Origin of the sequence: Pseudomonas sp. IPO3774, from assembly GCF_013386835.1 — a bacterium.
Lineage (GTDB): Bacteria > Pseudomonadota > Gammaproteobacteria > Pseudomonadales > Pseudomonadaceae > Aquipseudomonas.
This window is the reverse complement of record NZ_JACAQY010000050.1, coordinates 41,153-64,849: the sequence shown is the minus strand read 5'-3', so window position 1 is coordinate 64,849 and position 23,697 is coordinate 41,153. Positions and strand designations below refer to the sequence as shown.

Sequence of the window (23,697 nt, the reverse complement as noted above, 5' to 3'; positions counted from 1 at the left end):
TACTTCAGACCATCCCTAACTGTGTCAGCAATTTAAGCATCCGCCCAACACATCCGGCGTGACTAAAGGGCGCCCAGCTGTGAGGGACATCGTCGCTTCAAGCGATGGTGTCAGGAAGGCGTGTTGCCAGGACGGTTACTCAACAATCACTCTCAGTAGGGGCAGGTAAAACTATTCAGAGCAGAATGCCACCCGCGCCAGCATTGGCTGATTCAGATGGCAAATGACAGCTTGGGCAAAACAGAACCGGCACGATGGTGATGATCTGTAGTCTTTCCAGCAATCCCGCTTTACCGAGATGTGGACTCCAGAACCTATCAGCTTTCATTTCGTTAGAACTGGAGCTGTATGACCAAGCGTGCACTGAATATCAATCAGAATTGGTATGCCATGCGAGCAAGGGCAGCTGAAAGCGCACTGACCCACCAACAGTCCCGAAGACTGTAGCAAATTCCTTCATTGACCAACCCATCGACTACCGCCTCACGCCAGCCTCCAGCTACGCTGCAGAACATCCAGCAGCGCACCTTGCCGCGCAGCAACTACCGTGGGAGTCCAGCCATCGGTATGTAGCACCTGGCTAGTTAGAGCATATGAGCAAACCCCACTGGTACCCACGAAATACGCCGACTTCTTCCTGTCGAAGTCATAGTTCAGTGCCTTGGAATTGCGTGCTCGGTTGAGCGGCACCAGGTTGGCCAAGCGATGTAGCCAGCGTGCACGCTCATCGACATCCGGCCAGTTTTGGGCCCACTCGCTGGCTGCATCCACCGTCTGCGGTAGGACATGCTCAATAGTCAGCACATTAGGCATGTAGTTGGCCGCTTGATCGGAAACGTAGGAGTCCAGACGTAGAATCAGGTAATTACGCCGACGTGCGGTCATTTCATAGACGTTGCCGTTCAATACCCTGAGCATCTCGTCACATTCGGCTGGCGTCAGTTCGATACGGTCGACCAGAACGCTATCTTGGAGATCTTCCAGGACGAGCGCATAGCGCTCAATTCGCTGGTTTACGTTCTTGGCGGTGACATGCAGATATGCCGCCAAGCGCTCCAGGCTAGTGAGGAAGCCCAGAACGACGTCCGCAGCGCCACCATAACGGGCAAGAAACGCAATCGCGACCGGCAACCAGTCAGAGTTGTCGATCCTATTCAACCAAGTGAACAAGTCGTTGATTTTCCCAGCATCTGTGGAGGATACGTACTGCGCATTTTTTGCCACCAAGTAAGCCTCAGCATAAGGGGCGACCACCTGCTCAACCAGTGCCTCGGATGACGTCACTTCACTCAACACATGGTCACGAAACTCTTCCAGCAACATCCGCCTCGCCTTGAAGCGGGCGTAGATCATACGGATATGACTGAACAGCTCACTGAAGCCATCGCGCCCAGTAGCAACTTCAAGATCCTCCCAGCGATCATTGAAGGCCTCGCGCTTGTCCTCAGGCAGCTTGCCGATCACTTCCGCCTTGATGATGTCTGTGGGTAGAAGATCGAGACCGCGATTGTTTAAGACGGAAAAAACCCGAAACGCTGACTGCTGACTTGGCGTGGTCACCACAACTAAGAAACAACGCATCAGCAAGAAAGAACCGAAGTCGACGATGCTCGTCTCGTTACTGGCGAACTTTGCTGCGAGGCGCTCCAGCAGCAACCGCGCATTACCCTGGATATTTCGTTGCGACTCATTCTCCAATTGCGCCGGATCAATCTGCGTAAGACGCTCGAACTTTAGCCCTTGCACAAATTGCGTAAAGAAGACCCGGTCTCGTTCGCGCAGCGCCAGGCGCGGCTTGGAATTCAGCTTCAGGGCCACGTTTCCAGGCTCGCGAATGAAGCTATAAAAAGCCGAGTGATTCTCTCCCGTCAGCAACGACGTAATCGTTGCCAACAGGATTGTCAAAGTGGTCAAACGCTGCTGGCCGTCGATCACCTCAGCCAGAGGTTTGCCCTCGTCCTTGATCAATACGATGGAGCCCAGGAAATAACTGTCCTCCGCCTCCTTCTCGAAGAAGTCGTATAGATCGTCGAACAGCTCGCCCGCTTGGTCTCGTGTCCAAGCATAAGGTCGCTGATACGGGGGAATCACATAGTCGAACTCGGAACTAAAGATCTTCGCAAGCTGGTATTCGGCGCCGCTGATTTTCTTGCTCATCTTGAATAACTCGCTCATCACCTCCCGCAGCCTGCAGGAGCCAGAATAAAAATCAAAATCACTCACCGAATATTCACGACTTTACGTAGCTTTAAGTCGGGAGTATCCAGTCGTTCGCCTCGGTGACCCAAACTCAGGCGCGTCCGAAGCCGAGGATGCGCTCCTTGCCGTGGTCTTTTGTATGCCCCTTTCTTTCACGATGTCGGGAGCACAGCCCGTTCCAGAGGCGACAGAGGTAATGATCGCGCTTCCAATCAGGTCTTAAAAATTCTGACATCAAAGCCCGCGCACCACGATTCATCCACCCCTCGCTCAGCCAAGCTAATTCTGTCCGCCAGAATGAGATGCGTATTTACCCGTCATAGCGGGACATCAGCAGCTCCTTACAAATCAGGTCCAGGTTTGCGCGAAACGCTTGCGGAGACTATCAAGAGACACGGGCAATCGCCCGCTGCAGGTCAAGCCCAGATAAGTTGCTGCACGCGTGAAGCCGACATAAAGAAACCTCTTGAACAACTCCGGCATACGCTGCGCCAGAGTATCCACATCGACGAAGAACACAGCCTCAAACTCCAACCCCTTGATATGCTCAACAGCAAACACCCGCACATTGTTCTCCCCGCCCAAGGCCTGCCCACCCAGACAGGCATCGACCTTAATGCCGTAATCCTCCAGGTCCTGATTCAGTAACTTGGCCAGTATTGTCACCTGCTCATCGTCATGCACGAGCACCGCGATTGTTGGCAATGTCTTGAGCTGTCGTTCGATTGCAACAACTGCCTTCGCCAACCAGGTACTTACAACCCCAAGATCACCAGCCTGCTCGAGTAGGATCGGCGCAACATCTTCGTGCGCCATGGCATTGGGCAGCTCAGCGGTGGATTCCTGATCACTGCCGCTTAGATGCAACAACTCACCGGCCAGATCATTAAGCAAACGACTTTGGCGATACACGGTGTTGATACGCCGAATCTCCAAACCGTTGGCCGCCCACTGCAACTGTTCTTTGTTACGAATACCGATGCCGGTGATGCGCTGATTGAAATCACCGCAGGCAAAGAAGGAATGGGTGTTGAGCGAAGTAAGGCTGTACATGGCTGCCAGCTGCAAGGAGGAAAAGTCGGTGGCCTCATCCACCAATACTTGATTGCAGAAATTGGAAGCAATATTGGCCAAATATTCCGGCAGATTGCCCTGGCGGCTGAGGGTGAGTGAGCGGTTTCCAAGAAGCTCGCGGGCATTGCGCAGACTGAGCAGCACCAGCGCATCCAGTTCGAAGCTCGAGAGGTGCCTTACATTGATACCGTCGACGCGGTACAGCGTCTGGTCGGCCTGGTACAACTTGCGGAAGGCTTTGTAGCTTGCAGCTACATCCGTTACATAACGCCGGTGGGCGTTCAGGAAGCGCCGCAAGGCATTCTGCAGAGCCGCACGCTGGCCTATTTCCAGTAAGGTTTCCTCATCAGGCAAGCGCTCCCCCAGCCAAGCAACGATGGTGTGCGCTCGCCCGTTAGCGGATAGACGCTTCTTCTGAAAACGTGAACGCGCCAAGGCCACAATTGCTTTCTGATACTCCTTGAGCGCCTCCGGATTGGAGACTTTACCCGTGGATAGAGGGGACGGCTGCAGCTCCTCCTCTTCGGCATCAAAGACTTCGTCCTCATCCTGCTCATCGGCAGCGCCAAGCCCTGTCAAAAAATCGACCAACAGGACGAAAAACGTCTTGTCCTTGTTGTATTCAGCTTTGACCAACGCTTTTGCACTACGATCGGTTTGCTGCTTTAAACCATCGAGGGTGTCTTTAATGGCGAGTTCTATGGGGGCAAGCTCGGTATAAAGTGGTACCAGCGCCTCAGGCCTGGCTTGCGCCATGATTGCAACAAGTTTCTGTATCACCACACCGCCAGTGGTATCACCCAGCTTGCTCAGTTGCTCAGCACCGGCCTGTAGTTGACTGAACAGTCGCTGACGATGGAAAGCTGACACTTGCTCGTACCAGGTCTGCGGTGAGGTCAGCACACCATCGCTGAGCACCTCAAGATCTTGCTTGAGCACAAAAGCACCACGCCCATCCCCAGTTTGCAGCAGATTCAGCACATTACGCGCCAGCGCGCGACGACGGTTTTCCCAGGTCAGAATGCGCTCATCCGATGCAGGTACATCCTCTCGACTGAACGCTTCCTTAAGGTAGTGTTTCAGCAGTTCTGTAGGAGTGAACATCACCCAGCTATGGACGTGAGTCTTGCCGGCAGCATCCTCCACTGCCAGACGTTTCTCTCGTTCATCAAGAAACTCAATTTCGAGCTTTTGGCTCAGCCGCTTGATCAGCGTAGTGGTCTTACCAGTGCCTGGTGGCCCCATGATCATCAATTGGCTGTCGAGAGGTAGACGGAAAATCTCGTCCTGAAACTTGTCGAGGATCGGCTGATCGCGCAGCGCCATTGATTGACGGATACGATGCATCAGCCCTTGATAGATATGCTGCTCTGCAGCTCCAGCCTCCAGCATTGCATCAAAGTCATCCGCCGCCTCCGCGTCCAATGCACGCAACAAGGCCCGAAGCGAATCGATGGTGCAGGCACTCAACTCCTCATGATCGAAGCGAGTATCCAGCGCATCCCAACCCAACTCATCCAGCTTAGGCTTGAAATACGCGGACTCTATTACTGTGTACTCATGGCCGTTGACCTCCAGCGCATCGCCCACCGGCAAAGAAGCCAGCCGGCCCTTAGCGGAGTGGTAACTGGCTAGCTGCGCATCGTTTTGAAGAGATACCTGGAACTTACGCGTCACGTAAAGCAGCTGTTGATCGCCCTGCTCATCTTCCAGTAGTAATCTCGCGATAGCCGGCTCTCTTATCAGCGAGGCATAACCGTCCTGATTCTCGCGGTTGATAGTTGCAAGGGCTCGTGACGCGCCTGTATCAGTGAATGTGTTGGCGTTGGCAAAGGCGCCAGCATCGATACCATGCACCGCTCTCTGTTTTTGCTGAGCCAGTTCGACAATATGCGTGAAGGTGGCCAACGTTTCTTGGGCGAGCTCTACCAGATGTTGATCCCGTTTCATTAGTGCAGCACTCCCTGTTCTGTTTGTCCAAAGCTTCCAACACTACATTTTGGGTAGGGTAAATAACTGGTTTGTGTTGGCCATAACTCTGAAAATAATTATCCAGCCCCTCCAGCTGCGAATTCATCAAGGAGCTCATCAGATAGCTTCTCCGCCATCTTCGCGATGCTTATCGCGTCGGCCATAATTCCCTGGGCTCTTAATATTGAACAAAGTGGCGCTGCGCCATGATGGCACGGCCAGTGGCACAGTAGACACGATGGTTGAACTGGCTACAAGGCGATCACCCCTCCGACATTGCTGGCTATCGCAAACTGGCACAAATGTGCAGTTACCTCGTGCGCGAGGACGAGTCCGTGAGCTATTTGTGCATAGCCCGACGCTGAGTCGGACCCGCGATCATCTCGTCCTGTTCTGTGGCCCCATCCATTTCCTGACAGCTGATCAGCATGCGGACTCTATCGACCAGCGCATTCATCGCTTGGGCAGTGCTTAAGTAGCCAGCCTCCGTGTTGTTCATGCAGATCAGCCCCAATGGGCTGTCAATCCTGTAAGCCATCCAGAACACGTCTTGATGTTCATCGTCACAGCATTGCGCGTACGCCTAGTTAATCTGTGGCACGCAGTCGAATAGACTGGAGAGCGGTGTCGACTTGATTTGCTCATCGCCCACTACATCTAAGCTGACACAGTAGGCCGGACCGTCCGTGCGGGCGGCAGCTTGCACCAGTCGACCAATGACGATTGCAGAGTGTGATTTAGACAAAGGAAGTCGTGGTTTGATGTAGGGAAGGAGCATGTCAGTGCCTGCTGAATAATGGATTCTTTGAGTAAAGGGATGAGCCAAGCAGCACATGCCTGAGCGTGATGCCCCGTTGTATTGGCTCAGCCTCTGCTGCAACCAAACGCCCGGCATCGACTGCCGTAATCCTTTGTAGCTGCCTTGCAGAGATAGCTGACCCGATAGAAGTAATCCTCCATCTCCACATGGTCATCATGAGAAAGGTGGTACTGAGGATTGGCAGGGGCATGCACCAGTCCATCAGCGTCTTCGAAGGAAATTCTCAGTGCACTCGCCCATGCAGACTGAAGGCGGCTAGATTCTCCCTTCCTGAATGGAAGCGCCCCACGGTGTGGTACGCATCCTTGTTGAGCAGCAATACGAAGTGGTAATGCGGCCGTCCCTCCTGACCTATCTGCCTAACCCAAAACCATCGCACCTGTGTCTGATGTGCTGTGCCATTCAGGTGCCTCGAGCGCTCCCGTGCGGATTCAATCCTGGCGATCAAGGATCGACAAACCTAGATATGACAGCTTTCCCTGATGCAGGTGGCAGATAGTCATCTGGAAAACGTAGGTCGAAACGTAGCGCGAACACTCTGCGGTGATCACTCGGCGCCAACTGAGTGGTTTCATAAAACCGCTCTAGGTATTCAGTAATGAGGGGGCCGCGGAACCTCATCACGCTCAGACCTCTAAAGGTGTTTTCGTGATGCAAGTGGAGATTGCTGTTGTCGGAGTGGCGCTTGGATAGGTGGGCCATGGGGACGATCCGCTGAGTGAGTTCATAAACTCAGTGGACTGGTATTTATTTACGATTCGATCTGCATCCGAGATGCGGACCTTGGCTCAGCGTTTTGCGCTGATCTGATCACCGACTGCGCTGGCGCTACATGGGCGGGGAGTATCAGATTTTTCGTGTTCGGGCTGATTAAGGCCTGCCGTCAGGCAGGCCGTTGTTTTACCAGCTCGGTCTGGTAAATCGATCTCCGTACAGAATCGCAAATTGATTCATTGCTACCTTCCAGTCGTGTGCTGGGCGCCCCCAGTCAGCTGTGATATTGCGTAATCCCAGCCATATCAGCTTCGTGGCTGCGTCATCAGAGGGGAAATGCCCTCGGGTCTTGATGATCTTTCGTAACTGAGCGTTGATACTTTCGATGGCGTTGGTCGTGTAAACCACCTTCCGGATGCCTGCCGGGAAAACAAAAAACGGTATGACCCGATCCCAGGCCCGACGCCAGGCAGCTACCACGGTCGGGTACTGCTTGCCCCAAGGCCCTGCCTCAAAAGCGTTCAGCTCTTGTTCGGCTGCATCGGCATTGATCGCCTGATAGATCGGCTTCAGTGCCTTTGCCAGCGCTCGACGTTTGTCCCAAGCCGCGTAGTCCAGGCTGTTGCGGATCAAATGCACGATGCAGGTTTGCAGCGTCGTGTCAGGAAAAACCGCTGCCAAGGCCTCGGGTATCCCTTTCAAGCCATCTGTCACTGCGATCAGCACGTCTTCGACGCCTCGAGTTTTAAGGTCATTGAACACTTTCATCCAGAACTTGGCACCTTCGGTGCTCTCGATCCAGATACCCAAAATGTCGCGCGATCCGTCAGGCAATACCCCCAACGCCAAATAGATGGCCCTGTTGGAGACCAATCCCTCGTCGCGAATCTTGACCCGCAGTGCATCGAAGAAAATGACTGGATACATGGGCTCAAGAGGGCGTTGTTGCCAGGCACCCACCTCCTCCAGCACGGCGTCGGTGACCGAACTGATGAAATCATGCGACACATCGGTTCCATACTGCTCGGCAAGGAAGGCACGAATTTCGCGCACGGTCATGCCACGGGCGTACATGGCAATGATCTTGTCATCAAAGCCAGTAAAGCGGCGTTCATGTTTGGGAATCAGGATCGGCGCGAAACTGCCGTCACGGTCTCTGGGGATTTCCAGGCGAAGCGGGCCATTGTCGGTGAGTACCGTCTTGCCGCTTTTGCCGTTGCGCTGGTTGGTTGAATCCTCAGGGCGCTCCGCGCCCTGAGGATAGCCAAGGTGGTGACCCAGCTCGGCACCCAATGCACGCTCGATCAGCGCCTTCTTGAATGCCATCGAAGCGTCCTGAATGGCTTCGGCGCTCATCGGGCCCTTGACGAACTGATCAATCAGATCCTGAGGAATTGAGGGTAGCTCCCTCGATGTTGCACTGGCAGCTTTCTTCTTGGTCGGCATACATGCACCTCTAGCGACATGTTATGCCCGAACACAAAATTTCTGACAGTCTCCATGGGCGATTCAGAAGTCCTGCTGCAAAGCACTTCGATTTCGACGAGGTACATTTCCGACGCTCAGCAGCGCGAGATTGAAAGGCTGCGCAACCGAACAATGAAAGAAACCAAGAGAGCACTAGCAGGCAAGCTGAACCTCCGCCCTGCAGGACTTCTTGAGCTCGCCATCGCAGAGAAAATATCCGCCAGTTGCAAGAAGGAGGCGGTAACGAAAGGCAGCGAAAGATTGGCCGTAACCTACGCTCAACGAGAGCCCACATTCCAGCAAGCCGATAATCAATGTTCACCCGTGGACGATAAGTCGTTCAGGCTCGAATCCCACCAGGGACACCACGGTCGTAATCAAATCAATTGAGCCGATACGGCAACCACTAGGACATGATAGGAACAACGGTATTCCAAATGGTATTCCAAGACAAAAAACAAACTGAAAATACCTTTTAAAATCAAAATATTATTAAATTGATTCAGATTACCCCGGCCCACCAAATACGAAGCACCACCAAAACCCGCCTCGTGCGGGTTTTGCTGTTCTGGGCTCCTGAAAACACACCGCCGATGGAACCTTCGGATTTTTCCCGCAAGACATCGCGCCCTTGGTGAACTGGTGCTCATCAATCGACACGACTAGCCTTGAAACGTCGCTGCAAAATCAGCGACCGGGTTTAGCAGCTCGGTTAATATCAAGGCATGCAATGCCACCATCCGTTCAAGCGAGCATCCGCGTTCGCTAGTCCGCGTTATGGCGGCTGTGCGTGGGGCACTTTCGAGTGCGCTGGGTTCCTTGATTCCTGGTCTGCTAACCCGCGTACAGTCGCCACCCTTTTCGTTTAGCAGCGATGTCTGGCGACTCCACCAATCAAGGAGTTGCAGTCATGAAAAAGCACAGCCCCAACCCTCCATGCCCCAGCCAATCCGGCACGGATATCTTCTGTATCGCCCAAAACATCGACCCCGAAACCCTGCTCGTACAGGCCTGCGAAACCCTCGCCTCACTGAACGCGCTCACTACCGACCTGGCTTTCGAGTTCGATGGCGCCTTTCGCCATAAACTCCTCGCCTCCCAGCAATTGAGCGTCCTCGGTGAGTTGCTGGTGACGCGCGCATTGGACATTCTTGTGCCAACGGCAGATTCAGAAGCTACGGGAAGGTCCGTTTCCTGACAGGAAACATGACGATCCGTTTGAGCGCCCCAAAAGTAAGAAAAAGGTGAGGGTCTATTTTCTTTTAAGATAAACCCCACCTTTGTTGAAACATAAGGATGTGTGCCGCAGTGAACAAGAATTCCTACGCCTACCTGATACCTGTCGTGCTGGGCGTACAGCTTCTGTTGGCCGTGCTGTTTATATGGCAGTTCACCATCTCACCCGCCATCCACTTCAAACCGGTCGCGGAGAAAGCCTGTGTATCCGTATCTCTCGTCCTGACCCTGGCTGCGTCCGTGATTGTCTGGCGGGTAAGAAAACCTCAGCTGCGGCTCGAAAAAAAATGGACCCTGCTTAAGGCGTTTGCCGGGATGTTCATCCTATGCACGCTGTTCTCGGTGACGCTGTTTTCGTTGGCCATATTATGTTCGGGCGGCACCCGCAGCAGCTATACGGCTCACTACGAATATTCGTCGGGCGGCAGTAAAAGCTGCAGCGGAATCACGGTCTTCGATGCTGAGCTGAATAATACGATTAAAATCTGCCGCCCCACGTGGATCGGTTATCGCGATGAAGTGAGGGTGGTGAAAGTCAGCAATGACCTGGGGATCGTTGTGAAAGAGGCCGTTATCCTTTGAGCGAGAAAGCCCTCCAGACCCTGATCAGCAGCGATGCCCAACGCTGGCACCTACTGGACATCGTCCGCTCCCTCGCCCTCCCCGACTGCTGGATCGGCGCCGGCTTCGTACGTAACGCCGTATGGGATCACCTCCACGGTCGCCCCCAATCACCACTGACCGGTGACGTCGACGTACTGTGGTTCGACGCCACCTGCACCAGCCCCGACGAAGATCGCCGCCTCGAAGCCCTCTTACACGCAGCCGAACCCTTCATCGACTGGTCCGTCAAAAACCAGGCCCGCATGCACCTGCGCAACGGCGACGCGCCTTACCGCAACGCCAGCGACGCCATGCGCTTCTGGCCCGAAACCGCCACCGCAGTAGCCGTCAGAAGAACCGCAGTGGACGTATGCGAAGTTTCAGCCCCTCTCGGCCTGGAAGACCTGTTCAATCTCCAACTCAAACCCACGCCCCGCTTCACCCAGGAAAAACACGCCATCTACCAACAACGCATCACCTCCAAACGCTGGCTAACCCAATGGCCACTGCTGAAACAATCCTGACCCTACAAAAACCTCACATTCATTCACGAATTATTAAGAATCGCCCTCGTATACTCACCGATCGCCCGGACTGTTCCCCCGAACGGCCCCCTGCCCCGGTAGCCAGAATCCATGACGCGTTCCGCTCCTCTGCTGCTCCTGCTCGCTGCGCTGTTGTTTTTCTTTGCCCTTGGCAATCACGAGTTGCAAGGCTCGACCGAGGCCCGTGTGGCCGGGATCGCCATGGCCATGCACCTGGATAACGATTGGGTGGTGCCGCGATTGTTCCGTGAACCCTTCCTGGAGAAACCGCCGCTGAGCCTGTGGCTCGACGCCGGGGCGATTCGCCTGTTTGGCGGTACCACTTGGGCAGTGCGCCTGGCGTCGGCGTTTGCCGGGCTGTTCAGCGTGATGCTGCTGTACGGAATGCTGCGCAAGTTTGGCCGGCCCAAGACGCTGGCGTTTGTCGCGGGCCTGATGCTGGCGACCATGGCCAGTTACTGGAGCAATGTGCGCGGCGTCGGTGAGGATTCGCTGCTCACCCTCGGGGTTACCATGGCGCTGCTGGCGTTCTATCAGGCCGCTCGGCCCGCGTCGGAGCGTGACAGTTCCAACCTGGGCACCTGGTTACTGTTCACCCTCGGGATGGTGATCGCCACCTTGAGCAAAGGGGTTCTGGGCCTGGCCATGCCTGGCGTGGTGATCTTCGTCTATCTGGCCAGCACCAGCCTGATGGATAAACGCTTCAAGCTCGGCGATTGGGTCAAGCCAGGGCTGTTCACGCTGCTGGCGCTAGTGCCGCTGATGATCTGGCTGGGTTTCCTGTACCAGCGCGACGGGTTGCAGGGGGTACGTGAAGTGCTGCTGACCAACAGCGTCGGGCGCTTCAGCGGTTCGTTTGTCGAAGCCGGTCACTACGAGCCGTTCTATTACTACATCGTCAAACTGCCCGAAGCCTTTTTGCCCTGGAATATCCTGGTGTACCTGGGGCTGTGGCACTTCCGCAAGAGCCTGGTGCGCAACCGCTACCGGCTGTTTTTCAGCGTGTGGCTGGTGGCGCAGTTCACCCTGCTGACGTTTGCCTCCAGCAAGCGCACGGTTTATCTGATGGCCTTGACGCCCGCCGCAGCAGTGCTGGCCGCCGAGTATGGCGGCGTGCTGCTGGGCTGGCTGAAAAGTCGCGGACAGGTTTCCAACATTGCCGAACACGTTTATGCACATCGCCGTGGCCTGTTGGGTGGCTTCTTTACCGTGGTGGTGGCCTGCTACCTGATTGCCGCCTTTTGGTTCGCGCCCAAGGCCGATTTGCGCCAGTCGTTTGTGCCGGTGATCAGCCAGATCCAGGCGATGCAGGCGCAGGGCAAGGAAGTGGTGCTGTATCAGGCCAACGAGCGAATCGCCGGCGCCGGGGTGTTCTACATGCAGGCCTATTTGACGATTCTGCAAACGCCGGAGGAACTCAAGAGTTACCTCGCCGCCAAGCCCGGCAACGTAGCCCTGGTGGACAATACTGACCGGCTGAACGTCCCGGTGACGGTGGTCAAGGAGATGGCGATCAACCGTCAGCCGTACTATTTCGTCGAGCAGTAGGGCCTGTCACCACAGCGCCAGGTCGTACGTGAGGTAGACCCGGTAGTTGTCACGATCGCTCGCATAGGTCGAGCGATACGTGGCCTTGCGCAACTCGATGCCTACGCCTTTGAAGGTGCTGTCCTGGATCACGTAGCGCAGGTTGGTGTCCGACTCCCACTCGCGGGCTTCGCGGCCCTTGAAGTCACCGTTCTGGCCCTTGTAGTAACGGGTCATGAAGGTCAGGCCCGGCAGCACGGCGGCAAAGTCGTAGTCATAACGCAGCATCCAGGTTTGCTCACCGGCCTGGATGAATTTGCCGACGCCGGCGTTGCTGAAGGAATACACGGTCGACACGCTGGCGTAGGGCAACGCGGTATCGCCGGTGACTTTCTGATAACCCACGCCCAGCGCCTGCGGCCCTAGCCGGTAGGTGAACAACCCGCTGAACATGTCGCTGTCGACCTTGCCATTGCGTGCCTCGCCCGCTTCGTTGCTGATGAAGTAACGCAAGTCGCTGGTGAGGCTGCCGGCACCCACTGGCTGTTTATGCACCAGGCCAAAGAACTGCTGGCGATAGAATTCACGCATTTCGCCGTAGTACCAGGTACCGCTCAGCTTGGGCGTGAAGGCGTAGGTAGCGCCGGCAAAATCAAAGTCGCTGCCCTTTTTGCCGCTGTAGCCCTGGGGATAAATATCCACGCTGTCGGTCGAGTTTCGCAGCTTGAACTTGTCCAGATGCCCGGCGTGCACGTACAGGTTACGGACGCCGCTGTACTCGACTTGAGTGCCCTGGAATGTTTGTGGCAACAGCCGGCCATCGTTGTACACCAGCACTGGAATCTTCGGCAGCAGCGTGCCGGTTTTCACCACGGCTTCACCGATGCGCATCTTCGCGGTCACGCCCAGGCTTGAGAATTCGCTGGCCGCGCGGCCATCGTCGTGCACCGGCAATAGCCCGGTGCCAGCATGGGCGCGGCTGGAGTCGAGCCGGATCCCCGACAACCCCAGCGCATCGAGGCCGAAACCCACCGTGCCTTCGGTATAACCCGATTGCAGGTTGAGCAAAAAGCCCTGGGCCCACTCCTTGCGGTCCTCGCCGCCGTCGCGGTAACCGTCGTTGAAATAGTAATTGCGCAAGGTCAATTTGCCGTGGGAATCCTCCCAGAAACCCTGGGCCATCAATGCCGGTGACAGGCTCGCCAGCAAGCCCGTGCACACCACTCCTCCCCTCGTGAAAAGCTCACGCATAACCGTCTCCCGAATGCCGTATTGTGATTTTTTATGGGCAGTTGCTGCCTGCGATACGCTGGACGGCGCGTCGCATTGCGGCGGACACTAACGGCTCCTCGAACGCCCGGCAACGTTATGCGAGAAGCGCATCAGGCTATGCGCAAAGCCCTCAAACCACAGGAAAATCACGGTGAATCTCAAGCAGCTCGAAGCCTTCAAGGCGATCATGTCCACCGGTTCGACCATCGGTGCGGCGACCCGCATGGGCCTGTCGCAATCCGCGGTCAGCCGGTTGTTGAGCCAGTTGGAAGAAGCATTGGGTTTCGCGTTGTTCCTGCGCAAAAAAGGCCGCTTGATGGCGACCCCGGAGGCTGAAGAACTGCTCGCCGAAGTGGCCGGCCTGGTCGACGGCATGCAGCGTATCCAGCGCCTGGCAGATGAGATGCGCGTGGGCCGTTCGCGCAAGAGCCTGATCAAGGTCGGGGTGCCCACCAGCATGACCCAGGAGCTGCTGCCGCGGATCGTCGCCGAGTTTCTCAAGGGCCGGGAAGACATCGTCGTCGAGCTGCTGACCGGTTCCTACGACATGATCGAACGGGCCGTGCTCGACCGTTCCGCCGACCTCGGTTTTGTGCGCTTGCCTACCGAGATTCCCGACTTCGAGATTGAACCGGTGCTGGAAACCGAAGGCGTGTGCGTGATGCCCGCTGACCATCCGCTGACCCGCCACGCCTGCATCGAAGTGCAACACTTGCGGGACGTGCCGCTGGTAATGCTGGGCCGGCAACGGGCCCTGCGGGCGGAGTTGAACCAGGTGTTTCGCGCAGCCAACCTGACGCCACAGGTGCGGGTGGAAGTGCACTCGGTGGGCGCCGCGTGCAGCTTTGTCGCCGAGGGGCTGGGGGTGTCGATCGTCAATGGTTTGCTGGCCAGCCACTTCATGCATTTGCCGATTGTGGTCCGTCCGTTTCGACCGGCATTGCCCTATGCATTCGGCCTGGCGTTTCGCGCGGATGAACCCAGGTCCAAGGTGGTGACGGCGTTTGCCGAGCACCTCAAGCACCGCCTGGCCGCACAAAACGCATAGCCCAACCCAGCCCGCGCATAACGTTGTCGCCGTTAAAACTTTGCCCTAGTGTCCGCTCCACAAGTGTCACCCGACACAACAATAACAGCGCACACCGGGGCAACCAGCATGACCGAACCGCAGATCGTCCGTACCCACTCGCCCACTGAAACGCCGGTGGAAAAACCCGCGCAGCGCAAGCAGATCAACCCGGCCATCATTCTGTTGAGCATCGTGCTGCTGGCTGTCGCCTTCACCTACGCGGTGAACTCGGGCAAGTTCCAGCGCCAGAACGGCCTGGTGGTTCCGGGCTCCTATCAGGTGCTGGAAAAGCACGACTCCCTGGGCCAACTGTTCTCCCTCGAACCGCGCAAGGCCAGCGATATGGTCGCTCGGCCGGTATCGTTGGTCGAGGGCTTCATGGCCATTCCCCAAGGCATCGAAAAACGCGCCGCGCTGATTTTCATGGTGCTGTTCATCGGTGGGATGTTCGGCGTGTTGAACAAGGCCGGTGTGATTGATGCCGGTCTTGAACGCCTGCTGGGGCTGACCCGGGGCAATATCTACGTGCTGGTGCCCAGCCTGATGCTGGTGTTTTCCGCCGGCAGCACCTTCATGGGCCTGGCCAAGGAATTCATCCTGATCGTGCCGTTGATGGTGGCCATGGCCAACCGCCTGGGGCTGTCGAACCTGATCGGCCTGGCCATCGTGACCATCTCGGTGAAGATCGGCTACCTGGCCTCCATCTCCAACCCGGTGGCGCTGTCCGTGGCACAGCCGATGGTGGGGCTGCCGATTTTCAGCGGCCTGAGCATGCGCGTCCTGGCCTACTGCACGTTCCTGCTGGTGGGCATCGCGTTCGTACTGTGGAGTATCCGCAAGCACGGGTTTGATGCCAGCGCGCAGATCACCTTCGAACGCAAACCGCTGCCCCTGCGCCACCTGCTGAACCTGATCGTGCTGGGGGCCGGCATTAGTTTCCTGGTATACGCCTCGAACCGCTGGGAGTGGAAATACCACGAGCTGTCGGCGTTCTACCTGCTGCTGACCGTGGCGTTCAGCGTAATCGCCGGCCTGGGTGCCAGCACCGCCGCCAGCGCCTTTGTCGACGGCATGAAAAAGGTGCTGATCGCCGGTGTGTTGATCGGCCTGGCGACCGCCGTGGAAATCATCCTCAGCACCGGCCAGGTGCTCGACACCATCGTCAACAACCTCGCCAACCTGGTGGGCGATCATGGCCCGGTGGTCTCGGCCTACGGCATGTTCTTCGCACAGCTGGGCCTGGATGTACTGATCCCGTCCACCTCGGGGCAGGCGGCGGTGACCATGCCGATCTTCGGGCCGCTGGGACAGCTCTCCGGCGTCAGCCCGCAAACCACGGTGTTCGCGTTTTTGATGGGCAACGGCCTGACCAACATGATCACCCCGACCTCCAGCGGCCTATTGGTATTGCTGGCCACCGCCAACGTCGGCTGGGGCCAGTGGGCACGCTACATCCTGCCGCTGTTTCTGATCTATGCGGTGCTGGCGATGGTGTTGTTGGCCATTGCCGTAGGCACCGGGTACTGAACCCATGAGTGTTTTTCCCATGCAGACGTTGCACAACCAGATGATCGCCATGCGCGACGGCATCCACCTGGCCACCGATATCTACTTGCCCCACGGTCCAGGCCCTTTTCCGGTGGTGATCGAACGCACCCCGTACGACAAGAGCAAACCATCGCGCTCGGAAATCCAGCTCGACGGCCAGCACATCTCCCGCGAGCAAATGGCCGCGCGGTTCACGGCCCAGGGCTTTGTCGCGATCTTCCAGGATTGCCGCGGGCGCTATGCCTCCGAAGGCGTGTTCACCAAATACACCGCCGAGGGCGAAGACGGTTGCGACACCCTGGCCTGGATCGTCGAGCAGCCGTGGTGCAACGGCAAGATTGGCAGCATGGGCCTGTCCTACGCCGCCCACACGCAACTGGCGATGGCCTGCCTGCATCCGCCGGGCCTCGCCAGCATGGTGCTGGACAGCGGCGGCTTCGCCAACGCCTACCAATGCGGGATTCGCCAGGGCGGCGCGCTGGAGCTCAAGCAGGCCACCTGGGCGTTTCGCCAGGCCAAGGAAAGCCCGGCGGCACTGGCGGATCCGAAGATCCTCGAAGCCCTGGAACAGGAAGACATCCACCAGTGGTTCAAGCGCATGCCGTGGCACGCCGGGCAATCGCCCCTGCGGCATGTGCCGGAGTACGAAGCCTATCTGCTGGAGCAGTGGGCCCAGGGCGACTTCGGCCCGTACTGGCAAGCGCCGGGCATCTACGCCGAGGGGCATTACCACGATCTGCCGGATATCCCGGTGCTGTTCATGTCCAGTTGGTACGATGCCTATGTCAGTTCGACCCTCGCCAACTACGCGGCGTTTTGCGCCGGCAGTACGGCGCAGCATCAGTTGATCATGGGCCCCTGGCTGCATGGTGATCGCAATATCACTCACAGTGGCGATGCGCAATTTGGTGCACCAGCGGCTTTCGACGGGCAGGTGGCGAAAGACTGGTTGAGCTGCCGCCTGGACTGGTTTGAACGCACCCTCAAGGGTTCGCCGCTGCCTGCACCCGCGGCGGTGAAGGTGTTCTTGATGGGCGGTGGCACCGGTGAGCGCGATCAACAGGGGCGCTTGCAACATGGCGGGCACTGGATCGACAGTCATCAATGGCCGCTACCGGATAGCCGGCAACTCACCCTGCACCTCACCGCACAACGCCACCTGCAACCTGAACCACCGACCACCGAGGGCCAGCTCAGCTACTGCGCCGACCCGGCCGATCCGGTGCCGACCATCGGTGGCGCCCTGACCTCCGGCGCGCCGATTTTTGTCGGCGGCGCTTTCGACCAACGCGAGCGGGCGGACTTCTTCGGTACCCGTGGCGACCAGCGCCCCCTGGCCGAGCGCAGCGATGTCTTAAGCTTCCAGACCGAGCCACTCAGCCACGACCTGATCGTCGCAGGCCCGCTGCGCGTGGAACTGTGGATCGACAGCGATGCGCCCGACACCGACTTCACCGCCAAACTGGTCGACGTCTACCCGGACGGCTACGCCATGAACCTCACCGACGGCATCCTGCGGGCCCGCTACCGAAACACCTGGGAGCACCCCACCCTGCTGACCCCAGGTGAGCGGGTCAAGGTGGTGATCGAACCCTTCGCCACCTGCAATCTGTTCCAGCGCGGCCACCGGTTGCGCCTGGATATCGCCAGCAGCAACTTCCCGCGCTTTGACGTCAACCCCAACAGCGGCGAAGCACCCGGCCAGGCAAAACATCCCAGGGTGGCGCGCAACACGCTACACCTGAGTACCGATTGCCCGTCACGCCTGATACTGACCGTGGTCGAGGCCTTGAGTAACTAACTACCGCCATCCACACGCCGAGACTGCGCACCCTCAGGGACCATTGACTCCCTGAGGACCGGCCATGCCCGCCCAGCCCCCGAACACATCACCACTTACCACCGAACAACTGAACGGCTACCTGCTGCAAATCGGTCATCGTCTACAGATTTTCCCCAACGGCCACGCACCGGCAGCGCAGTCTTCTGCCGAGTTGCTGGAGGTGCAGGCATTGCACACCGCCCTGGCAGAAGAAAGCCGCTGGAGCCTGCAGAACGCACAAGTGCATTACACCGTCCCCGGCGACTGGGTGATCCAGGGCGAGCCCGGCCGGTTGAACCGCACGCGCATCAGCCAGGCATTGCACAAGAAGCTGGCCGCCCTGGAAATCGAACGGCGGCCCAACGGCCATCTACGCAAGAACTGGATACTCGACAGCCACCAGCCGATGCTGGAGGCCGAGGCCAGGCTGAAGGTCAAGGATCGCCTGCTCAGCCCTGCCGACCAGCTGCTGGTGACGAATATCGTCAGCGGCCCCGAGCTGCGCCCGGGTATCCATCGCCTGACGTTTCGCTACCGCCAGCAGGCCATCGAGTTCGCCGGGGTGTTCATACTCACCCGCAGCCAAACACCGGTAACCCACCTGGAGATCGAGGACGGCGATGTGTTGCTGTTCACCCCTTCCAGAGGCCTGGAGGCTTTCACCTCGCTCAAACACCTGGATCGCACGCTGCAAGAGCGCATGAAGCAGTCGGCCTGGCGCCAGGAACTGCTGCAACACTTGCCGCGCCGTTACCAGCACTTGCGCGCGGCAAGTATCTGGCCGCTGGTGCCAGAGCCTATCGACAGCCTCCCGCTGAACGAACACACCTACAACGCCCTGCAGGACAAACAACATCAGGACATCGCGTTTGCCCTTGGCCTGGACGGCCACCCCGCGCCAACAGACGTCGCCAGAATGACCCTCGAACTGGACCAGGCGCTGCGCTGCTCGCCTTGGGACTTGTCCTCGCGCCTGGAACTGCGCGCGCAACAGCTACTGGAAAAACTGCTCCACGAATCCGCTCCCGACTGGTACCGCAGCGCCAATGAGGCCCAGCGCAAAACCCTCGCCGAACACCTGCGCACCTATGAACACCTCAGCCTGCAAGTGCTGGCGCTGCTCGGCCCGGCGGCCTCGCCGGAGGCCATGGCGCGCCTGCAATTGCTTGAGCACCTGGACGACGACCTGGATATCCAGGGCCTGATCCCCGAGCAACTGCAGATCAGCACTGAGCGCACCCTTAAGTCGGGCAACTCGTACAACCAGCACAACAACCTGGTGCAACTGGCGGTACGTGGCTTGCACCGTGGCGATGAACACGCCGGTTCCGAGTTTCTCGAGCACACCCAACTGACCTACGCCCAGCAGCCATTGCCGCCCGAGTTCCAGGACGTCACCCCGGCTTACCTCGCCGAGCTGCTGGCCAAGGTTCAACCAAGCCTGACCTTCGCCGAAGAACAAAAGCGCGCCCACAGTTTGCCCGCCGTACAGGAAGCCATGCAGCAGATGCTCGACAGCCGCCTGCACGCGCTGGCCTACAGTGCATCGTTGCAAAACCATATCAGCGCGGACGACTACGCACTGCTGCAAACCCTGAGTGAAGGCCCCTCGCCCACACTCACTGCCTGCTGCCTGTTCCTGCACAAGGCTCCGCTCAAGGACCTGTGGGTGCTGCGCCAGACCGATGCAACGGGCGCGGTCAAACGCTTGCTGCTGTGCACGCCTCACGCGCCACGCGCCGAACAGTTCCAGGCCTTTGGCAGCGAGCGGGAATTGCAGGCGCATATCCTCGGCTGGAGCCAGGAGATAGCGTTCGCTCCCGGTTCGCGCAGCATGAAAGACTACCTGCTTGAACAGTTGGTCAGCCGGATCCGGCCCAAATACAGCGCGATGCTTTCCGCCCTGGGTTTTACCCCGGCCAGCCTTGAGTATTTGATGATCAGTTTCGGCGCGCCCTCCACCTATGAGGCCTGCCTGGTGGAAATGAGTACCACGACGCTGGCCATGCAGGCCGATGAATACCAGTATCAGATGCCCAAGTGGCTGAGCCAGGCATCGGCAGCCGACCGACAGAAACTCGCCGATCTCAAGGAACAGGCACTGGGCGCGGCACAGGCCTACGCCGCAAGCCCGGGTAGCCCACAACAGTTTCCCGACTTCGACAGTTACTTGCACAAGGCGGCAAAAGCCGCCCTCAACCAACTGCTCGGCAACCCGATCCCGGCGGTAGACCCAAACCTCGTGGGCGTGATCACCCCGCGCGAACGCGTCAGCTACACCACGCTGTACCGCAATGGCTACGACGCCAGCCTGGGCTTTATCAACCCCGACGCCAGCACCACCGCGCAGTTCAAGGGACCGCCCGGCGTCGACCTGAGTCGACTCACCGCGCAAACGGTGAGCAACTCGGTCAGAGGCACCTGGATCGGTGATCGCTATGTCGCCGAGGTCGAGAAAACCCTGCTGGACCCGCAAGGCCCCCACTATGCATGGCGCCGCAACATGGCCCTGGAGGTTGCCCAACTGCACATGCGCGTCGCCGCACTCGAGTGCTGCCTGCAAGGCTGCCTGGCAACAGGCGACCTGGCCTGGCTGGAAAAAAGCATCGACAGCCTGGCCGATAACAGCGATGCCGTGCGCAATCGGTATCGGCTCTATCCCCTGCACATCAGCGGGCAAGTGATCGATGGCTGCTACCTGTTCCACCACGCCAACGACCTGCCCCTGCTCTACACCCCGCACGCACCGGATGGCATCGCCTTCAGGCCGCAACGGGAATTCAACGAGCGCCTGAAAAACCTTGAAGGCATGGACACCTACTACATCAGCCGGGTCGCCAGCGTTGAGCGCGCGGCGTTCGAGCCGAGGTTGCATGCGTTGGTGGCCGGCCTACCGGCACAGCTCAAGGGGGTGTATTCCAAGCCGGTGTTCGACGAAGTGCCTCGCACCGCACTGCCGCTCAAGAACCTGCATTACCACACCTACGACAAAAAGCTGCGTCACCGTATCGACGAAGTCAAAAGCACCACCACCGGGCGCTTGCAGATGATCATGGAACTGGTCAGCGTGATCGGCGAAATCACCATTGCCGTGCTGACCGCGCCCTTCCCGGCACTGAGCCTGGCCTTGGGCGGCTTGCTGGTGTTCAAGGATTCGATGCTCGCCCTGCATGCCTACAGCCGCAACGACACCGCCGCCGCGCTGGGACACTATCTGGGTGCGCTGCTCAATGCCGGCGGGACGTTGTTGACCGACCTGCGGCCCCTGCTGTTCGCCCCCGTCAAGCTCGCCCGTCCGCCGTTGCGCCATATTGCCCGGGTGACCAAGGACCAACAGGCCATGAGCTTGATCAAGCAACTACAACCGCAACCCCCATTGCCCCAGGGCATGCAGCCCGTGCTGTTTGCCGGCGACAGCCTGTGGGCCTCGCACACCCCGGACAGCCTGGGGCGATTCCTGTTGTTTCGCTACGACAACACCAGCGGGCAATTGCGCTCCACCGGCAAGCTGGTGAACCAGACGGTGGACGGCCAGTGGCAGCGCTCCGGTGTCATCGGTGGCATGCCTGGCCCGGAAAGGCTCGGGCAGCCCTATGAATTGTCGGAAAAGTTTCGCCGGGACGTAGCGGCCGTCATCGCCCCCGAGGACAGGTCGGCGCTGTTCCTGCAGATCGCCTACCTGGATCGAGACCTCAATACCCACAGCATCTGGATCTCGCGTCGGCAACTCGCCCCGGCACTCAAACAGCACCTGGACAATGTCAGGGCCCTGACGGATGACGCCGACGCGTTTTTTGCACGGTTGCCCGCCGTGGTTCCCCGGGCCGAAACCCTGAACCCGGCGCCAGACATTGCCCTGCGTGATTTGCTCAAGCTGCTGATCGATGACGCGCACAACCTGGTGGTAGGCGAGGCACCGTTTTCCACCGCAGCTAAACAGGTGCTGATCGAAAACATGCAATACCTGCGCGAACTGAACGTGACGGTTCTCTATATCGAGCCGCTGTGGCGCGACATTCATCACCTGAAAACCCACTCACGGTTTTCCAGTGGTTTCTCCAAACGGGCCGAGGGCCAGCTCAAATCCATCGACAAGGAAAATTACCGCGACCCCGAAGGGTTGTACGGCCACTGGATGCTGGTAAACACCGCGCAACAGCACGGGATTGAGGTTCGGCCGTTGAACGCCTCAAGCTCCTACGACCTGGAAAACACCCTGTGCCTGTTTGATTCACGCCCGGCCCCGATTCGCGCCAACCGGCTGACCAACTTTTACTCCCACACCCTCATCAACGATGACCAGGCGAAAAAACCGGGCGAGCGCTGGATAGCGTTGGTTGATCAAAAACGCATGAGCACCTATCGCGGCACGCCGGGCCTGGCCGACCTGCAAAAGAGCATTGCCCTGCGGGTCGACGACGCCTTCGACCAACCCACCCGAGTCATCGCGGATGTGGCCGGCGGCATTCCCGGCGATGCCCTGGCCAAGGGCGACCTGAAGCTGTCGTTGCACACGGCACGCCAACCGGCGCCGCACCCGGGCCCCTCGGTGGAGCGCTCACATGCGCTACGGCCAACGCGCCCTCTGCCTGTTGAGGCGCCGCGCCACTTCAGCACCTTTGACCTGCCCCATGAACACCTGGGCCTGATCAGCGAGGAAATCACCTTGCCGATAGGCACGCGTGAAGCGCTCTTCGCCACCGCCTACAGGGAGACCGCCAGCAGCCGTCGCGCGGCGCAAACCACGTTCGACCAGACCCGCAAAAAACTTCAGGATCAGGCCCAGGCGTTTTTTACCGAACACACACCGCCTGCTCGAGGAGCACTGCCTGCGGTCGACCCGGCCCTGGATGAGGCGAAATTTATCGATCAACTGCTGGACACCGCCGATGGCCTGGTAGTCGGCGAAGCCCACGCCGGTACGTCGAGCAAAGGCTTCCTCAGCCGGCACATGGAATACCTGAAGGGCCCGCGAGAAGTGAAAACCCTGTACATGGAGCAACTCACCACCGAGCTGCATCAGGCCGACCTGGATATCGTCCACAGCCTGGGCTTTATGCCAGATGAACTGTGGAGCTACCTCAACGCATTGGACAAAGGCCACGGCGTACCGGCCGACAGCCCCTACGGTTTTGTCAGCCTGGTGCAGGTGGCGATGAAGCATAACGTGCGGATCCGCGCACTCGACTGTGTCGCCAGCTTGCGGGTGGACGGCATGCCCGCCTCCAGGACATCAATGTTCAACTACTTTGCGACCCAGGTGATCCGCGCCGATCAGCTTCAACAGGGGCCACACAAGTGGGTCGCACTGGTGGGCGAAACGCACGCCAATACCCATCGCGGCGTGCCGGGCATTGCCGAGCTCAACAACGGCATCAGTCTGCTGCTGGACGATGTGCCTCCCGGCTCGGCCAGCGGCTTTGTGCGTGAGCCCGCCAGCGTCCAGGCGCTGCCGCGCGAGCAGCAATGGCCACTGGTGCGCTACGACTTCAAGAAAAACGTCGAAGTCGCCGGTGCGCCATTGCCGCTACCTGCCACGCCCGCACCCCCCCTCAGCCTCGAACAACGCCTGCGGCGCAAAGGCGACTACCTGCTTCAGCGCACCCTGGACGACGGGTTGGAGATGGTCCATAAAAGCCGCGACGGCGTACTGGTCCACACCGCGTTGCAGCAGGATGCCAGGGGGCACTTCGTCAATCGCTGGAACCTGGATGACCGCCGTTTCAGCAGCAGGGAAGCGTTGATCGACATCATCACCACCAGCAAAAGAATGCGCCAAGTCCACTGATCCTCGCACCGCCCTCTGCATGAGGGCGGTGCGACCGCTCGT

At 58.6% G+C, this 23,697-nt stretch carries 13 protein-coding genes and 1 pseudogene; 9 read left to right on the top strand and 5 right to left on the bottom strand.

The genetic code is table 11. From position 1 onward, the window contains the following. Window positions 1–483 precede the first annotated feature (483 nt). The 4 genes and pseudogenes from HYE77_RS24755 to HYE77_RS24740 form a co-directional block, all read right to left on the bottom strand. The gene (locus HYE77_RS24755) at window positions 484–2,223 is read right to left on the bottom strand and encodes a DUF262 domain-containing protein (RefSeq protein ID WP_371321568.1); all 1,740 of its coding nucleotides are present in this window, start codon (window positions 2,221–2,223) and stop codon (window positions 484–486) included. A 324-nt stretch (window positions 2,224–2,547) separates the two neighbouring features. Then, a complete protein-coding gene (locus HYE77_RS24750; RefSeq protein ID WP_177069659.1) occupies window positions 2,548–5,223 on the bottom strand; it encodes an ATP-binding domain-containing protein in 2,676 nt (891 codons plus the stop codon). A gap of 885 nt (window positions 5,224–6,108) precedes the next feature. Then, window positions 6,109–6,512, bottom strand: a pseudogene (locus HYE77_RS24745) (inovirus-type Gp2 protein). A gap of 452 nt (window positions 6,513–6,964) precedes the next feature. Further along, a complete protein-coding gene (locus HYE77_RS24740) occupies window positions 6,965–8,224 on the bottom strand; it encodes an IS256 family transposase (protein WP_177069657.1) in 1,260 nt (419 codons plus the stop codon). 54 nt (window positions 8,225–8,278) lie between these two features. Here HYE77_RS24740 and HYE77_RS24735 point away from each other — a divergent pair, with 54 nt between their 5' ends. From HYE77_RS24735 to HYE77_RS24715, 5 genes are all read left to right on the top strand, one after another. Next, entirely contained in the window at window positions 8,279–8,635 is a 357-nt protein-coding gene (locus HYE77_RS24735; RefSeq protein WP_177069655.1) for a hypothetical protein, read from the top strand. 520 nt (window positions 8,636–9,155) lie between these two features. Beyond that, on the top strand, window positions 9,156–9,443 hold the full coding sequence (locus tag HYE77_RS24730; protein WP_177069653.1) for a DUF6124 family protein: 288 nt from the start codon (window positions 9,156–9,158) through the stop codon (window positions 9,441–9,443). Between the two features lie 110 nt (window positions 9,444–9,553). Then, entirely contained in the window at window positions 9,554–10,063 is a 510-nt protein-coding gene (locus tag HYE77_RS24725) for a hypothetical protein (RefSeq protein ID WP_177069651.1), read from the top strand. After that, on the top strand, window positions 10,060–10,608 hold the full coding sequence (locus HYE77_RS24720) for a nucleotidyltransferase family protein (protein WP_177069649.1): 549 nt from the start codon (window positions 10,060–10,062) through the stop codon (window positions 10,606–10,608). Before HYE77_RS24725 ends, HYE77_RS24720 begins: the two co-directional genes overlap by 4 nt. Before the next feature lie 111 nt (window positions 10,609–10,719). Continuing rightward, window positions 10,720–12,177 (top strand): glycosyltransferase family 39 protein, encoded by a 1,458-nt coding sequence (locus tag HYE77_RS24715; RefSeq protein WP_134325696.1) that lies wholly within the window; start codon window positions 10,720–10,722, stop codon window positions 12,175–12,177. 6 nt (window positions 12,178–12,183) lie between these two features. Here the strand turns inward: HYE77_RS24715 and HYE77_RS24710 are convergent, their stop codons facing one another. Next, entirely contained in the window at window positions 12,184–13,407 is a 1,224-nt protein-coding gene (locus HYE77_RS24710) for an OprD family porin (protein ID WP_177069647.1), read from the bottom strand. A 172-nt stretch (window positions 13,408–13,579) separates the two neighbouring features. Here HYE77_RS24710 and HYE77_RS24705 point away from each other — a divergent pair, with 172 nt between their 5' ends. From HYE77_RS24705 to HYE77_RS24690, 4 genes are all read left to right on the top strand, one after another. After that, on the top strand, window positions 13,580–14,476 hold the full coding sequence (locus HYE77_RS24705; protein WP_003212270.1) for a LysR family transcriptional regulator: 897 nt from the start codon (window positions 13,580–13,582) through the stop codon (window positions 14,474–14,476). 108 nt (window positions 14,477–14,584) lie between these two features. Continuing rightward, window positions 14,585–16,024, top strand: coding sequence for a YfcC family protein (locus HYE77_RS24700; RefSeq protein WP_177069645.1), 1,440 nt, complete (start codon window positions 14,585–14,587; stop codon window positions 16,022–16,024). A 19-nt stretch (window positions 16,025–16,043) separates the two neighbouring features. Then, the gene (locus HYE77_RS24695) at window positions 16,044–17,846 is read left to right on the top strand and encodes a CocE/NonD family hydrolase (RefSeq protein ID WP_177069661.1); all 1,803 of its coding nucleotides are present in this window, start codon (window positions 16,044–16,046) and stop codon (window positions 17,844–17,846) included. 64 nt (window positions 17,847–17,910) lie between these two features. Next, window positions 17,911–23,655, top strand: coding sequence for a membrane-targeted effector domain-containing toxin (locus HYE77_RS24690; protein WP_177069643.1), 5,745 nt, complete (start codon window positions 17,911–17,913; stop codon window positions 23,653–23,655). Window positions 23,656–23,697 lie beyond the last annotated feature (42 nt).

Coding starts and splice junctions, on each gene's coding strand:
- HYE77_RS24690 (WP_177069643.1), top strand. CDS start 17,911: ATGCCCGCCCAGCCCCCGAACACATCACCACTTACCACCGAACAACTG.
- HYE77_RS24735 (WP_177069655.1), top strand. CDS start 8,279: ATGGGCGATTCAGAAGTCCTGCTGCAAAGCACTTCGATTTCGACGAGG.
- HYE77_RS24710 (WP_177069647.1), bottom strand. CDS start 13,407: ATGCGTGAGCTTTTCACGAGGGGAGGAGTGGTGTGCACGGGCTTGCTG.
- HYE77_RS24730 (WP_177069653.1), top strand. CDS start 9,156: ATGAAAAAGCACAGCCCCAACCCTCCATGCCCCAGCCAATCCGGCACG.
- HYE77_RS24740 (WP_177069657.1), bottom strand. CDS start 8,224: ATGCCGACCAAGAAGAAAGCTGCCAGTGCAACATCGAGGGAGCTACCC.
- HYE77_RS24715 (WP_134325696.1), top strand. CDS start 10,720: ATGACGCGTTCCGCTCCTCTGCTGCTCCTGCTCGCTGCGCTGTTGTTT.
- HYE77_RS24750 (WP_177069659.1), bottom strand. CDS start 5,223: ATGAAACGGGATCAACATCTGGTAGAGCTCGCCCAAGAAACGTTGGCC.
- HYE77_RS24695 (WP_177069661.1), top strand. CDS start 16,044: ATGCAGACGTTGCACAACCAGATGATCGCCATGCGCGACGGCATCCAC.
- HYE77_RS24700 (WP_177069645.1), top strand. CDS start 14,585: ATGACCGAACCGCAGATCGTCCGTACCCACTCGCCCACTGAAACGCCG.